Source organism: Photobacterium sanguinicancri (assembly GCF_002265265.1).
In the GTDB taxonomy this organism is placed as follows: Bacteria; Pseudomonadota; Gammaproteobacteria; order Enterobacterales; family Vibrionaceae; genus Photobacterium; species Photobacterium sanguinicancri.
On the sequence record NZ_NOIF01000034.1, the window covers coordinates 1 to 16414 of the forward strand.

Sequence of the window (16414 nt, forward strand, 5' to 3'; positions counted from 1 at the left end):
ATGACACCTAAAGATTAATAAGATAAAACTGCCCGTAACTTTAATGGTTTCACAGGCTTACTTATAAAACTAAAGCCATGTCCTCTAATCATATTTTGAGTTTCTGTCGTGCGATCTGCGCTAATAATCGCACCTTTAAACGTTGTACCTAACCGTAAACGACATTGTTGTAAAACATGCAGACCGGTTTGCTCCTTGGCTAAATGGTAATCACTCAATACGAACTCTGGGAGCCAGCCATCGTCGAGGTGCTGCATCGCCTCAGAAGCATTTCCTGCTAAGCGGACATCGCACCCCCAACGCCCTAACAAGGTTTCCATTCCCAGTAAAATATCGGATTCATTATCCACGCACAGAACTTTAACGCCATCGAGTGCTGGACGAGAAGGTGTCATGGCCAAAGGCTTCACCTTCGCTTCTACTTGTCCTCGTTCCGTTGTTAAGGCAAATACTGTCCCCTTACCAACCCAAGAGCGCAGAGACAACGGATGATCAAGCACGCGCCCGATCCCACGAGCTATTGCTAAACCAAGCCCGAGTCCATGTTCAATATCACCGCGATCTAGTCGCGTAAACTCATCAAAGATACTGGCTTGTTTCGCTTTAGGAATACCAGGCCCATTGTCCCAAACCTCAATCCGATATTGCCCTTGTATACGCCTTCCCCCCAGCGTCACTTTACCTTTCGGGTTATAACGAAATGCGTTGGTCAAAAAATTCTGTAAAGCACGGCGCAATAATTTAGGGTCCGATTGAATAACCACCTTAGTGCTAACGACATTGAAATTGATCCCTTGCTGCTTCGCTAACGCACCAAACTCAGCCTCTAGCGTATTAAACACATCACTCAGAGGAAAAGCATGCACATTAGCCTGCAACTTGCCGGCCTCTAACCGCGATACATCCAGTAAATCCCCAATCAGATCTTCAGCAGCCTCCAAGGCACTTTCAATATGATGCGCTAATTTTCGACTCTCTTTCTCTTTGGTCACTTCACTCAGTGATGATGAAAACAAACGCGCCGCATTTAACGGCTGCATTAAATCATGACTAACAGCGGCCAAGAAACGGCCTTTTGAATGGGATTGTTGTTCCGCTTGTTGCGTCGCCGTCACCAGTTTTCGATTCAATAATTCAAGCTCTTGAGTACGTTTCTGCACCCGGGCTTCTAAGTTTTCGTTGGCTTCTTTCAAGGCTTGCTCGGCTTGGCGAAATGCCGTGATATCAGAAAAACTCATCACAAATCCGCCACCGGGCATAGGGTTACCTTGTACTTCGATCACTTGCCCATCACTACGAATGCGTGATGAGGTATGAGCAGTGCCTCGCTGTAAGTGCTCAACCCTTTTTGCCACATGCTTTTCAGTATCACCCGCGCCACACAAACCTTGTTGAGCGTTATATCGAATCACATCAGCGATTGGACGACCAACTTGGATCAACCCAGCAGGGAAGGTGAACAATTCTAAATAGCGCTGATTCCACGCCACTAACCTCAGCTGCTTATCCACGACAGTAATACCTTGATTAATATGCTCAATCGCCCCTTGTAATAAACCGCGACTAAAATCGAATAACTCAGAGGCTTCATCAACGATGGTCGCGACCTCTTCAAGCTGCATATTGCGACCTTTTAATGCGGAAGTAAGTACTAACCTCGCAGAGGACGCACCAAACACGCCAGCTAACACCCGTTCGGTATGACGGATCAAAGCTGCACTGGCTTGCAGTTCTGATGTTAAGGTGCCTCGGTGTTGTTCTGAAAATTGGCGAAACGCCTTTCGAGCTCGTTTACGGCCAACAAAACGTGCCGCTAGCATCTCAAGCTCACCAACCGTCACGCGACTTTGATATAAGCTAACATCGTCCGTTTCAGGTAATGGCGCACCGACGAATGTCGCGGCCTGTAACCGCTCGGTAAGTGATGAACGGGTAAATACTGACACCAATACGTACAAGCTAATGTTAACCATTAAGCTAAGCAACATGCCCCAATCAACCGTAGTAAGCACTTCCAATATTGGTAATGACGGCGGCGTGAGTAGCCATAACAACACATTGGTTTCAGCCGTACCTGCGAGCATGCCGGTTTGAGTCATCATGGTGATCACCCAGATGGTGATACCACCAATTAACCCAGCGTATACCCCGTTACGATTACCTTTTCGCCAGTAGATCCCCCCCAGTAATGCGGGAGAAAATTGTGCGATAGCAGCAAAAGACAATAAGCCAATCGCCGATAACGACGGGATATTATCGAGAATTTGAAAAAACCCCCATGCCGCCAGTAGTAACACCAAAATAAGGGCACGACGGATATTAAGCAGTAAACCAGAAAACGCAGAAAACCGTCGGTCCGAAATACGTAAACGTCTTAGCAACAAAGGCAAAACAAGATCATTCGACACCATGATAGCTAACGCGATAGTAGACACTATCACCATGCCACTGGCTGCCGAGGTTCCGCCTAAGAACGCCAGTAGTGCAATATTCTCAGCACCTTGTAATAACGGCAGGTTTATCACGTAGGTATCAGCCGATACTTGCGGGATCAGCGCTTCCCCCGCCAAGGCTAATGGCAGCACAAACAACCCCATCAGTACTAAGTAAGCAGGGAATATCCAACGTGCTTTGTGTAGATCTTGCGCCCGATTATTCTCGACCACTATGGTATGAAACTGGCGAGGCAAACAAATAATCGCCGCCATGGTCAGCAGAGTGTGAATAAAGAAACTGCCAATATTCAACGAACTGGTAGCAATGTGTTGCTGGGCGCTAACCGTCCAGCCCGGTTGTTCAATCAGCAACCAAACCGCAAAGCCCCCCACAATAAGGAACGCCCCTAATTTAATGAGCGACTCAAAAGCCACCGCCATCATCATGCCCCGATGGTGCTCGGTGGTATCAATATGACGAGTGCCAAACAGCACGGTAAAAGCGGCCATACACAAGGTCACCACCAAAGCGGTATCAAAAGACACTCCAGCCCCGAGGCTAAATTGCGCCCCTAAGTCAGGTGCAATTTGAGTCAGCCCCATGGTGATACCCCGTAGTTGCAAGGCGATATAAGGCAAAATGCCAATCACTGCAATCACAGTAACAAGCACAGCAAGCCCTTGCGACTTGCCATAACGAGCAGCAATAAAGTCAGCAATAGAGGTAATGTGTTCACGTTTAGCGATGAGGATCAGACGAGCCAGAATGCGCCAGCCCAGCGTAAAGACAAGAATAGGGGCGAGATAAATAGGAAGGAATGACCACGTATCTTGGCTGGCTTGTCCGACCGTGCCATAGAAGGTCCACGAGGTACAATAGACCGCGATTGATAAGCTATAAATCCAAGGGCGCCAGCGCGCAAGCCATGTGGTTTTTTTATCACCATACCAAGCGATAAAAAACAGTACCCCTAGGTACATCAGTGATACTGGTACAACGACCCATCCTTGCGTCATGAACACCCCTAACCGTGTTAACTCTCCGTTAAGCCATGTTAACGACAGGACAGTTATCACTCAATCAGGGGGATCACAGTTCAGCAAGACGGTATTACACAGGCAACGCCTAGAATAAGCCTTTCTTTTTAATCTTTTGCACATTGGCAATGCGCTGTGAAAGATCAGCTTCATTATCCTGCGGTGTAGCTTTGGGCTCTGTCGCTGGCGCATTCAATGATAAATTACGGATCATTTGGGTTTGCGCTTTCAGCATGGCTTTCAGCTCAGCCATTTCTTGCGACACTTTCTCTGCATTTTCAGCCTGAGCCGACGCTAATGCCGAGGCTTGTTTCTGCGCCTCTAATAGCGCTTTGATCTCTTCTAATTGCTGGGTTTGCTGATCCAAAGCAATAGCTTGTTGTTCCGACATCGCGCGAATAATTTCCGCTTTTTCTGTCGAAGTACAATCCTGACCAGACAGACGCGCTTCCACTTCCATCAACTGTGAATGAAGCGGTCTAAATTGGGCCTGCATCGCCTGTGTAACAGCCATTAAACTGGCTTCAGATAAGTCAGTTTCTGCCGTACATTCTTCGCTCGATGCTTGGTTTTCACGATCTTCGCGTTGAGCTTGACCTAACTGAACCACACTCTGCTGAAGCTGCGCTAAACCTTGATTTACCGAACTTAAATCAACCGCACCTTGTAACTGCTCCAACATCCCCGAAATATCGGAACTTTCCGCGCCATCTAACTGAAACCCACAGATTTCAAGTTGACGCCGTAGTGTTGGAATATCAACGGTATCCTTACCCAAGTTATCCACTAAACCCTGACTTAATACTGGGCTTAGCAGATACATATACATACCCGCCAAGTAGATGGTTTTGTGCATATGCAAACTCGAATGCAGCGCGGCTGCATCCGACGGGTTTTCGACTAACTGCTTACGCTCATCGACCCACTTTTGCATCACCCCGACCGCAAAGCGGTCGGACTGAGATTTAACTAAATCAAGATAGATCGAATAATTAACCCGTTTTAATTGGCTACTCATCCTCAACCTCTATCAATGATTCTGGCTCGACTTCTAGATCGTCAAAATCGCTGTGGTAAATACACAATTCACGTGCAAGTGCAGACTGTGCATCGTTAACCAGCACAACACGATCACCTAAGGTCGCATACGCTTCTTTCAGTGCAGGTGCAATTAACGGTGCGCCACCACCCACTAGGTAAACACGGTTAGGATTTTTGGCAAACTTCTTCGCTTCGTAGGCAACAGAGGTTCCAAGTTCTTGGATCTTGTTTTCAATCTTAGTCAGAATCACATCAATCTGAGATTCGTCATTAACTACTTCTCGTACGAAGTCCATATCATAACGACGCTTAATCAGCTCATTCGCCACTAAGTAACTTGCATCACTATCGGCGGCGGCTAGTGCTTTACGCGCCGCATCCGTCACCATAGAAACGCCAATTTCTTTGTTACCGTAAACCGCAGATACATCGTCAAATTCACCAACGACCACACCCATATCAAGGGTCGTACCGCCACAGTCAACAACCAATGAGCGAGTGAATTCGTTACAGTTAGAATCCATTAACGTCGACAATACTGCTGGTACACTTTCAGGCATCACAACAACATCAACAACCTCAAACAGATCGCCTTTATTCAACGCAATTTCACGCATCAAATTTTGACGTTTTTTCTCAATGTTCGCTTCGTTACGCTGGCAATCTTCCGCGTTATAAAACTCAGTGATTGGCAAGGTAACCACTAAACGAACTGGACAAGGTGTTACACCGGTTTGCAACAGCGCATGGTGAACACCAAGCAGGTTTAAATCATCGTATTGATAATCGACATGCGTTGTTTCTAACGCTTTATCTGACGTTGCATCGTACGTGTACTTCGTGGTGCCGATGGTGTAGTTAAACACCTTCTTATCACGACGCAGCGCCGCACTTTTCCAATCTTTACGGAAAGAGTTCGGCGAAATAATCGTCTTAAGCTGAGTACTTTCAATCCAGCTTACTTTTACATTGGTTGAGCCGTCATCCACTGCGATTGTCACTACCGATACCGTCATCGTCTACTTCTCTCATTCATTCAGAGCTACCGCCCTGACAATTCATTAATAATATAAAAATAAGGCCGCGCGAACCGCTAAGCTTTGCCAGCCAAGGCGTTTCCTTCTATCAAGGCGCGCGATTATACACTGGGGATATACGCTAAGCGACTTTCAGTAATAACAGCGGCAGCATGGCCTCGTCTACTTGTAAGTATTTATCGACGATGTGTTTAATACCCATAGATATTTTCACCCCATGGCTACGTGCACGGTGGTAACTCTGTACCACGTGAATAACATCGTTATCAACCAATGCTCGGGACGAAGCAATCGCCGTCAGCGCACCACGTAGTAAAAAGAAATCAATCACTTGCTCGGTAAATACCGAATACAGCCCTTTACTTGGAAAATCTTGTTGGTACATGCCATACAAGAAGTAGTTCAACCAAACATGCGGATTTTCAGTGACATACTCTTGATAGTGGCCATTGAACCCCTGAAGCAATATCGTTTTTTGCTGAGCTAGATCATCGCCAGCTTGACCAAGGGTATCAACCAGCTGATCATAGATCTGCTTAATCCGCTCCAGCACCAATTCATGTTTTCCTGTGATCCCAAGCGCAAACTGAACATTGTAGAGTCGTGTCAGGAAGATAGCGTGCATGTCGAGCATACTTCCGGAACATTCGTACATGGCGAGGAACTCGCCGTTTACAATACTCTCAATGCAATAAGTCAGTGTGCCTTGAAAACCCTCTTGATCGTCCTTTTTAGCATCGAGCATCTTCAGGCTCATGCCCAACATGAACAACTTTGCTTCCAGCGCTACGCCTTCCATCAGCAACACATCAATATACAACTGACGCACCGTCTCATAGTAATACGGGTAACGATAAGCCGCAGGTTTGAAGCTTGGCTCAAAATTCACCTTTTCGCTGAACATCATCGCCGAGGGGTTAAGTAATACTTGGCGAGCCGCTTCAGGGCAAGAGAGTGTCAAGCTACGTTCAACGCGCTGACCGCGGGTAGTATCAGTCCGTGGGTAGGTTTTACAGGTATTCGATAAGCGGCTATGTCCATGGGCTTTATGCACATCACACAACCCCTTGCTATCACGGAACGGGCACACCCCTTTTGCATCAAGCTTGATCTGCGCAAACACCTTGGTTTTCGGTGTCTTGGTGATCATCGCCTTTGCCTTGTCCTTGAACTTGCTCTTTTCAGTCATAAAACGGTAAGTTGGTTTATCTATATTGATATTCCAACCATGACAACAATGGTCTTCACACTGATCTGCAATGCAGGAAAATTTTTCTACAAACTGTGGGATTACTTCAATCTGTCTCATTATTTTTTAATTTACCATAACGTCTAATCGAGATACGGGGCGATTCGATTCTGCAAAGTTACGCGCTTGCTGTAACGCAGGCGAATCGGTCACAGCAGGGCTTTGACCAAACAACAAGGCCAATTGGGTATCTGCCTCTTTGGTTAATATCATCATTTCGATTCGACGGTTTTTACCGCTTTTCGGATCATTTTCATTAACCAACATTCGCTCAGCCATCGCAGCCACCTGCAAGACATTGCCTTTTGGTAAACCAGAACTGACTAAGGTTTGGCGTGCTTTTAATGCCCGCTCACCAGACAGTTCCCAGTTAGAGTATGTATCACGATGGAATCGAGTTACATCGGTATGGCCACTGATCACCATCCGATTTTTAATCTGGCCTAATATCGGCGCTAAGCTATATAACATATCTTCGAAGAAAGGTGTCATATTTGAGCTTCCCCGCTCAAACATAAAATGCTTGGTACTATCTTGGATCAAAATACGTAGCCCTTGCGGGACAATTTCCAGCACCACATTTTCAGAGGCAGACAGAGCATCAGTCACCGATTTCAGCTCATTCGCCAACATCATCAGCTGCGCCGTTGATAAATGCTTACCCGCAATCATCGAATTCAGCTTTGAACCACGGCCTGCATTAGCACCGACTTTCCCTTCTGGGATCTGCTGGTGTAATGAAGAGTCTAATTTATTATTGCCGCTTAAATTTGACTGAACTGGGTTTTCAAATGGTGATGCCTCACCGCCAAAGTCAATCGGGAACGGGCTGTTAGCGACGTCAAACACGTTCTCCATATTGTCGAAGACACTGCTATGTTGCAGTCGGTATTGAATTTCTTCACGCTCTTCTTTGGATGCAATTTCCATGATCCACAGCACCATAAAAAACGCCATCATCGCGATTGCGAAATCGGCAAACGCGACTTTCCACGCTCCACCGTGGTGTTCATCGTGATGACCGCGTTTTTTCTTTTTGACGATGATGATATGAGGTTCTTTACTCACGTTATCAGTCTCCAGAAACCCATTTTTCCATCGTAATAAACGATGGTTTATATTCAGAATGCAGCACTTTGCGTCCAGCATCTAACGCCAGCAGTGTTGGTTTTCCTTGCGCTTGGGTGACCAAAATTGCAGAAACCATATTTAACGCCATCATCTCTTTTTTCACTTGGTTAGCAATGCTTGCTGCAATCGGTTCAAATACGCCATAGCACATTAAAATACCGAAGAAAGTACCCACTAACGCCGCAGCCACCTTGACACCAATCAAGGCCAAGGCCCCACCAATGCTCTGCATGGTCACAACAATACCCAATACTGCCGCGACAATACCGAAACCAGGCATGGCTTCACCTACTTTGCCCAAAGCTTTAGATGGACGAAGTAAGTCTTCTTCTAGCGCATGTAACTCCAGTTCCAATACCGCTTCTAAATCATGATGGCTCATTTTACCCATTGCCATCATTCGCAAGTTATCGGTAATAAAACTCACTAGAACATTTGATTTAGTCACCTCTGGGTACTTACTGAAAATATCGCTACCTTGTGGATTTTCAATATGGTCATCGAGCTTTTTAATGCCATCTTTACGAATAACTTCCAGTAATTCGTACATCAACTCTAATACGGATTTAAAGAAAGATTCGCCGTAGCCTTTCCCAAACATCATCTTTAAACGGGTTAGGATATTTTTAAGCACGTATGGCGGGTTAGAGATCACCATCGCGCCAAAACCGGCCCCCAGAATAATAACAAATTCTGCCGGTTGCCAAAGTGCCAGCATTCGCCCCGAGGCATGGGTATAGCCATAAACAATGGACCCGAAGACAATGACAAAACCAATGATAAGTTGCATGCTATAACTCCGTTAAACTACTTCTCGCCAATCCGCTAACGTCGCCTGTAACGTCTTCAAGGCTTTCTTGTGAATTTGGCTAATACGCGCCTCTGTTAATTCAAAAACCAGCGCGATTTCTCTTAAATTCATTTCATGCTCGTAGTAAAAATTCAGCATGATTTGTTCACGTTCACTCAGTCGGGATAATGCCTTGACCATGGCATTTTTTAGCTCGGCCTTTTCATGTGCTTGGCACTGAAAGCTCAACCCAAAAAATTGTTCACCATCTTCTTGTAAAGACTCAAAGCTACCTAAACTTTCTGCTTGAACATCCACTCGACGGCGATAAACTTCACTTAACTCAACATCAAGTTCCGTCGCTAATTCAGCATCACTCGGCGATCGACCTAAGCGACGACTCAACGCTCGCTCAGCATCACGCAGTTCATAGCCACGTTGACGATAACGACGAGAACGCCAATCCATTCGTCGTAGCTCATCCAAAATTGCACCACGAATGCGCTGTACCGCAAGACGTTCTAACGCTTCATCGCTTTCATCAGGGTAACGGCGGATCACATCTAATAACGCCATCAAGCCGATCTGCTCCATATCTTCCATTGAGATAACAGCATTCACTTGTGGTGTCATATGGCGAGCAACCCGGCGTACCAGTCCGGCATACTTGGTTAATAAGCGTTGTTCTTGCGCTTTTTGACCAAGCTGCTGATGCTGTTGATACGCGTTAACCCCTTGAGGGTCATACATAGCTGCATTCTGCATGGGCGCTCCTATTGGATGACCATTTTGGTGATCAGGATTCGGTCGATGCCATTACTTGAATTCATTTCATTCATCACCTTGCCGAGATAATCTTTTAATTCAGATTGCAGAACAGGGATAACACCTTGTGCCGAGAGTGATTCATAATCTTTACCACTCACCAAGGTGATCACCGCATTGCGGATCACCGGCATGTAATCTTCCAGCACTTTCAGCTGATCTTCGCTATAGCTCATGATCGACAGCTCTAGCATTAAATAATGCAAACGGTCGTCACCTTTCACGCTCATTACGAATTTTTTTAACGGTAAAAATACCGGTTTTTTCACCATTGCAGTGGCAGGTAATGCCTGAGTTGCCGCTATTTCCATAGCCGCCGCTTTCTGCTGTTGGACATACCACCAGCCGCCGCCTCCCGCTAACGCGAGTGTTATCACTCCAGCTGCGATTATTAGCGGCAATTTTGATTTTGGTTTTACTTCTTCTGTCATTATTTTGCTAACACCACAATTTAAACCATTGATTCAAAACGACTTGAAGACCGTTTTAAACCGTCTAATGCGCCACCTTGTAGAACAGTGCGGCTATTCGATGCCACCACATCATCTTGCCCATCGAACGACGAGTGTGATTGTTGGCCTTGTTGTTGATTACCACTAGAAACAGACACGTCACCCAGCTGCAATTGCCCGCCTTCGAAATCAAACCGCAAGCGTTCGGCATTGGCTAGCAAAGCTTCACGTAATTGAGGATGAGCCGCGGTGAAATGCACCGACACTTTGTCACCTTCCATCCGTAGATTAATGTCTAGCTTGCCCAATTCAGGCGGGTCTAAGCGAACATGGGCTTGTTGTAAATGATCGGTCTTACTGAACTGCATTCGCGATCGCAGTTGATCAACCAGATCCTTACCCCAATCAGGCTGTGTAATATCCACGCTGGCTTGAAATTGTTGCGGTGCCATTTTTGTTGCTTGCTCTGCCGCTGTATTGTGTAGTTGTGTCGCTGGCGATAGTGATGCTTGTAAATTTTGACCATGCGTTTGCGTTGCTGCGATTAAACGCTCTAATGCGGCACTATTAAGGTCCGCCTTCGGCATATCCGATAATTGCTGACGGATCGCTTGCATTAGTTCCGCCTGCGCCGCAGCATTGCCTTTTTTGGCGGCTAACATATCAGCAAGATCTTGCGGCAGTTGCCCCTGCATTTTCAGCTCTGCTTGCTGAGCTGCATTCGCGTCCATCACTTGCGCACCTTTAAAAGGCATCGCATTCATGGTTGTTAGCGACCCCACTTGTACCTGACGTTGCGGTAACCCAGCCGATGTTAATTGCTCACCGTCATGGCCTGTCGTATTGCCATTTAGCATCTGCTTTAACTGCGCTAAATACGCATCCGACACCACAAAGCCCGCAGCAGGTTGTGCGGCTTCATCTGCTTTTAGTTCGTTATCGTTGTCATTTTTTGCTTTCGCCTTTGCATCAGCCTTTTTCATCGCATTCTGGCGAAGTTCGCTTTGGTTCAGTTTCTGCTCAAATTGTTGAAAGCCCATTGGTTTATCCAATGACGAATTCCCTTTAATAATAGGGTTGGCATTGGATGCGCTAGCGCTTGAGGCAGAACTTGAAGCTGAACTTGATACAGAACTTTGACGTGTCGACTGATTGGCTATGGATTGCATTAAATGATTCTCAACGATTCTGCAGGTAGGCCTGCATCCCTTCGGTATTGGTTTGCTGTTGCTGTATTTGCGCACGGATCTCGCTTTTTTCCGATTCTCCGCGTGCAATCATCAGGCTATAAAATTGATTAATTTCAGCTAACTTCGCTTTTACTTCAGAAGCCAGTGGCGCTTGTTTTAATTTAGGTAAGGCTTGCTGCAACTTAGTATCCAAGGCTGCTAACTTATCCCAATCTTCCGCCACTAACGCTTGCTTAAAGTGCTGGAGAATACTCTCTAGTTGCCGCTCAATCTTCATTCGCGACCTGAATACGATCAGGTTTTAGCACCACCCAGCCATCCAAGATGTCACGAATTAAACGACTGACTTCATCAATCGCCGCCATATCGTTTTGTAAATTCGCTTCAAATAAGCGACGGCCGCAGTAGTCGTATAAGCGGAATAGCTCTTGGGTAACTTCGCCCCCTTTTTGCTCATCCAACACTGAACTTAGGCCGTTTAAAATGTCGAGGCATTTAGTGATCATCATACCTTTATCAGCCACTTGGCCGCGTTCCATAAAGCCACGAGCGCGGCTTAAATTATCAAGCAAACCTTCCAACAGCATTTGGATCAAACGGTGCGGGCTGGCTGATGCCGCTTGGGCATGATTTTGCGATTGCTGGTAGGCTCCAAGGCCTTCATTGTTCATCATTTATTGTGCTTCACTCTTGCTACATCAGCATGCTGACCAGCATGTTCTGTGTCTGGTTCATTTGGGCTATCTGACTGTCCATTCGCGCATAATAGGCACGTAACGACAGGGTTTTGGCTTCCATACGTGAATCTAATTTTTCACGGTCTTCCGCTATCTGTTTATTGTTGATTTCCAGCTGATCAATACGGCGATCGTAGGTACCGCCATTTTTGTGGTAGTCATCCAGCACCACCATCATTTGATCCATCATGCCGATCTGTTTTTCTTCACCCAAAAACAGCTTAGAGACCGCTTCGAAGTCATCTTCCAGCGCTTTATCCAGCTTCTTCTGATCAATTTTAAGCGTACCACCCTCGCGGTTGGTGGTAATACCCAAACTAGCTAGAGTGTTATTGTCTGATGAACCGTATTCAGCACCAATTACGCCACGCAGGCGGCTGACCATGCTGCGGGTCGCCGAACTGCCCGACAGCGCCGCGGCCTTATCTTCACTCGATTTGGTGTAAGTATTAACAGTTTCGATAATCTTGTTGTAGTCTTCAACAAACGACTTGATGGTGCTGTTGACCGATGCCTCATCGCGCTCGACCTTAACGTTGACCGTTCCTTTTGCCTTGAGGTTCAAGCTAATGCCGTCAATGGCATTTTCCATTTTGTTGGTTGATGAAATCAGCTCCATCGAGCCGAACATCACCTTGGCATTTTGCGCAGTCTGCAGGGGTTTCTGATCCTCAATAGTGCTACTTCCCACACCACCAAGCCGAACCTTAAGAGGTGTTGTAAGCGTGATCGCCCCAATCGCATTAACCGTACCGGTATCCTTAGCGTTCAGCACCATGCTAATGTCGCCATTCGAACGTACCAGCGTTGCCTTCACGCCGTCACTGTTAGCATGTCCATTGATTGCAGTTTGGATCTCTTCCAGCTTGACACCCTCAGTGTTCAGGCGAGCTATTTCGTCATCGTAAACTTTCTGCTGATTGTCGAAACTGGTCTGTTGTTCAGGGTCTGCAGCTAACGCATCTTTTACCTTGGTTTCAAAATCAGGATCAGTCTGGGCGATATTATTTTCTTCAGCAACCTCTTTATAAACCTGATCTTTATGCGCTTGTTTCTTAGCAACCTGCTCCGCATCCAAATTACTTTTCAGCGTAACAATATCAACTTCGACCGGACCTGAATCCGTAGTGAAGCTGAATTTACCCTCAGTAAACGTACTACCTTCAGCCACCTTAAACAGCTGAGTGCGCTCGGCCAGCGCCAGCTGGGTCACCTCAAAGTTATACTCCCCGGTTACCGCATTACTGTCGACCGACGCTGATAACACATCATCGTTGCTTAACTCCGCCTTTAATTTTTGGAGCTCGCGGCTGGAGTTCAGATCTTCAACTTTGTCGCGAAAGCTGTTGATGGTGAACTGAATTTCTTGCAGCGCATTTTTCTCGGCATGGTTCATGCCCTCTTGGCGTGCAAGCTGATTCTCTTTCGGGGCGCGCTCGGCACCCACAATTGCAGCAATCATACTTTCGTAATCAATACCTGAACCTAACCCTGTCATTAACATGATTTACTCTCCGCCAACGTTACTCTCCGCCAAGGAGAATGTTTGCCTATTCAGCTCTCGTCGCCTGTAACTCAACATATTGCGCAATACTTTGCACAAGCCATTGCACTAACAACAAGCAAAAAACATACCACATTTAATTTATTGATTTTAAAGGGAGTGGTCGGTTTTATAAAGGCCAGATAAAAAGAAAGCGGAAGTATTACTTCCGCTCTGGTAGGAATGACAAGCTGACTACAACAATTAACGTAGTAGCTGAGAAACCATGCTTGGCATTTGGTTAGCTTGAGAAAGCACTGTGATACCTGCTTGCATCATAGTGTTTTGCTTAGTCATGTTGGCAGATTCTGCCGCGATGTCTGCATCCATGATACGGCCTTTAGCCACAGACATGTTCTCTGCGATGTTGCCAAGGTTGTTGATAGTAGAACTGAAACGGTTCTGAGTTGAACCCAGCTCGGCACGCACTGAACCTACGCTGTCGATCATCTCATCAATCTTGGTAATCGCAGTTTCTGAGTTAGTTACATCTGAAATATTGCCTAGGCTATCAGTATTCAGTGAGTTGCTGTCTACCTTTATCTGAATTACGTTCGAGTCAGAAATAGCAGCGCTGTTCATACCAGCTTTTTGCATTGCACCCGCTAGTGTCGAAATATCGGTTCTCGGAAGGATCTTCGCTGGATCAATTTTACCATTAGTTGCATCAATAAAATTGTCTTTTAATTCGGTCGATACCGCTGCAGCTTCAGCAAAATCTGCTTTAGCTTCATCACTGAAGGTTAATAAAACTTTATCTTTGTCAGAACCTTCAGAAACAGTGACCCCAGTGATATCGTTATCACTTAAGAACTTTTCAACATTATCCACAGCATCGGCTTTAGATGCACCAGCACCTGTAGCAGGTGCACCTAAGCTTGCCAGCGTAACATCTGCACCAGCGGCATTATCTGACGTAGATAACGTTGTAAGAAGTTTATCAGTTACAGCAATGCCTTTCATACCGGCTTCACTGTTAATGCCCAGCGCTGACAGAGCATCTTCCACTGTTGTTGTTGCATCGTTTGCTTTTACAGACGTCAGTTTTTTTGCATCAACTGGCGCAACATCTGCACCCACTTGGAAATCAACACCTTTGCCCAGCTTGTCAAACAGCTTCTCGCCTTTACCAAACGTTGTGGTATCTACGATACGGTCAAGTTCTTTGGTCATTGTCTGGAATTCTTTATCCAGTGCCGCGCGATCAGAGTTTGAGTTAGAACCGTTCTTCGACTGCACAGAAAGGTCACGCATATGCTGAAGAATATTGGTGTACTCTTGCAGAGCACCTTCAGCTGTTTGCGCCATAGAGATGCCATCGTTGGCGTTGCGCTGTGCTACTTTCAGGCCGTTAACCTGAGAGTCCATACGGTTAGCAATCTGCAGGCCCGCCGCATCATCTTTTGCGCTGTTAATACGCAAGCCAGTAGACAGACGCTCTAGTGAACCGTTTAGTGAACCCTGCGTGCTTTGTAGGTTACGCTGGGCATTCATTGATGCGAAGTTAGTGTTGATGGTCATTGCCATGAGAGCAGTCCTCTATGTAATAGTGTTCCACAGTGCCGCCTTACGGCAATGGGCTCGGTTGTTACTTTTTCAGAGCGACCCACTTTTTACGCTTCTTAAGTATTTTTTTTACTTTATTTCGTGGTGTGACCTTGCTGCGAGGAAATGCGTATATTTAACCAAAAACGCTATTCACTCATGTGCTTATAGATAAATAGCAGGCACAAAAAAAGCGGGGCAGACCCGCTTTTTATTGGCTTTGCAGCTTATTTCACGATGAAACACTTTTCACGATTACACACTCAGCGCCAAGGTGCATTGCTTAAATTGTTTTATTACTTAAGGTTCTAGCAAGGCCACCACGTTATGACGGGTAGCATTCGCTTGGGCCAATAATGTCGGTACCGCATTTTCTATTAGCTGAAGCGATACTTCTTGCGGCGCATCCATCCAAGTGGCTTCAATGTCACCTTGCTGGTTCACAATGCCAGACTTCAAACTGTTGGTGCGGACAATTCGCTCTAAATCCGCGCCAACTTGTTGCTGAGCGCGATCAATTTGGCTCAGTGCCTGCTGCACTTTTTGCAGCATGCGCTCGATGTCAGCCAGTGCTTGGCGAGACTGTTGCGGTTTACCGAATTCTAACGCTTCCGGCTCGCTCGCTTGCTTATCGTGTGATTCAAGGCGTGCTTTAATCGGATTACCCGATGGCAGAATTTGACCGCCGCCCGACACCCACACCCCTTTACGAATATTGACCCATTCGGCTTTATCGACCGTGAAAGCCATGTCACCAAACTTATCTACACCCACCTGAATGCCTCGCGGTGCTAGGGCGCGATCTAATTTATTGGCAATTTCATGGCTGTTTTCATCGGATTCAATTAAAGCGCGAACAGAAGAGGGCGAACCTGATTCAAACTGAAAACGGACAATTTCATCTTGGCTACGCAAGGTATTTAGCCGCAGGCCTTTAATGCCAAATTGCTCGGTTTGCTGTTCGCCTTCTAACCGTGGCGTTAAGTCGTGGTGCAGTACAGGCGCACCTTGGTATTTCGCTTCACGGGTTAATTTAACCAATTTGCCTTTTAACTGGTGCAGCGATTGCTGAAGTTGGTCTCGCTTGCCTTCTTGGCTGCTCAGTGAGCGGCGCGCCACTTGGCGAAGTTGGTTTAGTAATTCGCTGGCATCGCGCAAGGCTTTTTGAGCGGTTTGCGCTTGGGCGGCTTGGTTATGCGCTAACGTGGTTTGGGTAAGCAGACTACGCGGTTTACCCGTTAGCCCTGATTGTTGCTGCTCTTGGCGAGATTTTTTCTCAGATACACGACTGACCGCAGCGACGGGTTGTTGCTGAGCAATGCGTTCAGGTTGGGTACTGTCACCACTACGAAGGGTATTGGGACTCGAAGAAATTTGATTAACCAAGGCGGCCTCTTTTAC

General features: G+C 46.4%; 14 protein-coding genes. All 14 read right to left on the minus strand.

The annotated features are described in order from the left end of the window. Nucleotides 1-14: 14 nt before the first annotated feature. On the minus strand, nt 15-3452 hold the full coding sequence (locus tag ASV53_RS07535; protein WP_094956656.1) for a PAS domain-containing hybrid sensor histidine kinase/response regulator: 3438 nt from the start codon (nt 3450-3452) through the stop codon (nt 15-17). 109 nt (nt 3453-3561) lie between these two features. Next, nucleotides 3562-4491, minus strand: coding sequence for a hypothetical protein (locus ASV53_RS07540; RefSeq protein WP_094956657.1), 930 nt, complete (start codon nt 4489-4491; stop codon nt 3562-3564). Next, the gene (gene parM, locus ASV53_RS07545; RefSeq protein WP_094956658.1) at nt 4484-5530 is read right to left on the minus strand and encodes a plasmid segregation protein ParM domain-containing protein; all 1047 of its coding nucleotides are present in this window, start codon (nt 5528-5530) and stop codon (nt 4484-4486) included. The genes ASV53_RS07540 and parM overlap by 8 nt, the downstream gene beginning before the upstream one ends. A gap of 142 nt (nt 5531-5672) precedes the next feature. Beyond that, a complete protein-coding gene (gene fliB / locus ASV53_RS07550; RefSeq protein ID WP_094956659.1) occupies nt 5673-6860 on the minus strand; it encodes a flagellin lysine-N-methylase in 1188 nt (395 codons plus the stop codon). A gap of 6 nt (nt 6861-6866) precedes the next feature. Further along, nucleotides 6867-7868, minus strand: coding sequence for a flagellar motor protein MotB (locus tag ASV53_RS07555; protein ID WP_094956660.1), 1002 nt, complete (start codon nt 7866-7868; stop codon nt 6867-6869). Nucleotides 7869-7872: 4 nt separating this feature from the next. After that, on the minus strand, nt 7873-8721 hold the full coding sequence (gene motA, locus ASV53_RS07560; protein ID WP_062690201.1) for a flagellar motor stator protein MotA: 849 nt from the start codon (nt 8719-8721) through the stop codon (nt 7873-7875). 12 nt (nt 8722-8733) lie between these two features. Beyond that, on the minus strand, nt 8734-9486 hold the full coding sequence (locus ASV53_RS07565) for a FliA/WhiG family RNA polymerase sigma factor (RefSeq protein WP_062690200.1): 753 nt from the start codon (nt 9484-9486) through the stop codon (nt 8734-8736). 8 nt (nt 9487-9494) lie between these two features. Beyond that, entirely contained in the window at nt 9495-9977 is a 483-nt protein-coding gene (locus ASV53_RS07570; RefSeq protein ID WP_062690199.1) for a flagellar basal body-associated FliL family protein, read from the minus strand. Nucleotides 9978-9997: 20 nt separating this feature from the next. Beyond that, on the minus strand, nt 9998-11050 hold the full coding sequence (locus ASV53_RS07575) for a flagellar hook-length control protein FliK (protein WP_189337845.1): 1053 nt from the start codon (nt 11048-11050) through the stop codon (nt 9998-10000). Nucleotides 11051-11177: 127 nt separating this feature from the next. After that, a complete protein-coding gene (locus ASV53_RS07580) occupies nt 11178-11465 on the minus strand; it encodes a hypothetical protein (protein WP_062690197.1) in 288 nt (95 codons plus the stop codon). Continuing rightward, a complete protein-coding gene (fliS, locus tag ASV53_RS07585) occupies nt 11455-11862 on the minus strand; it encodes a flagellar export chaperone FliS (protein ID WP_094956662.1) in 408 nt (135 codons plus the stop codon). Before fliS ends, ASV53_RS07580 begins: the two co-directional genes overlap by 11 nt. Nucleotides 11863-11881: 19 nt before the next feature. Continuing rightward, the gene (fliD, locus tag ASV53_RS07590) at nt 11882-13429 is read right to left on the minus strand and encodes a flagellar filament capping protein FliD (RefSeq protein WP_239928750.1); all 1548 of its coding nucleotides are present in this window, start codon (nt 13427-13429) and stop codon (nt 11882-11884) included. Nucleotides 13430-13672: 243 nt separating this feature from the next. Further along, entirely contained in the window at nt 13673-14995 is a 1323-nt protein-coding gene (locus ASV53_RS26110; protein ID WP_094956663.1) for a flagellin N-terminal helical domain-containing protein, read from the minus strand. A gap of 318 nt (nt 14996-15313) precedes the next feature. Further along, nucleotides 15314-16399, minus strand: coding sequence for a hypothetical protein (locus ASV53_RS07600; protein ID WP_062690193.1), 1086 nt, complete (start codon nt 16397-16399; stop codon nt 15314-15316). Nucleotides 16400-16414: the final 15 nt, after the last annotated feature.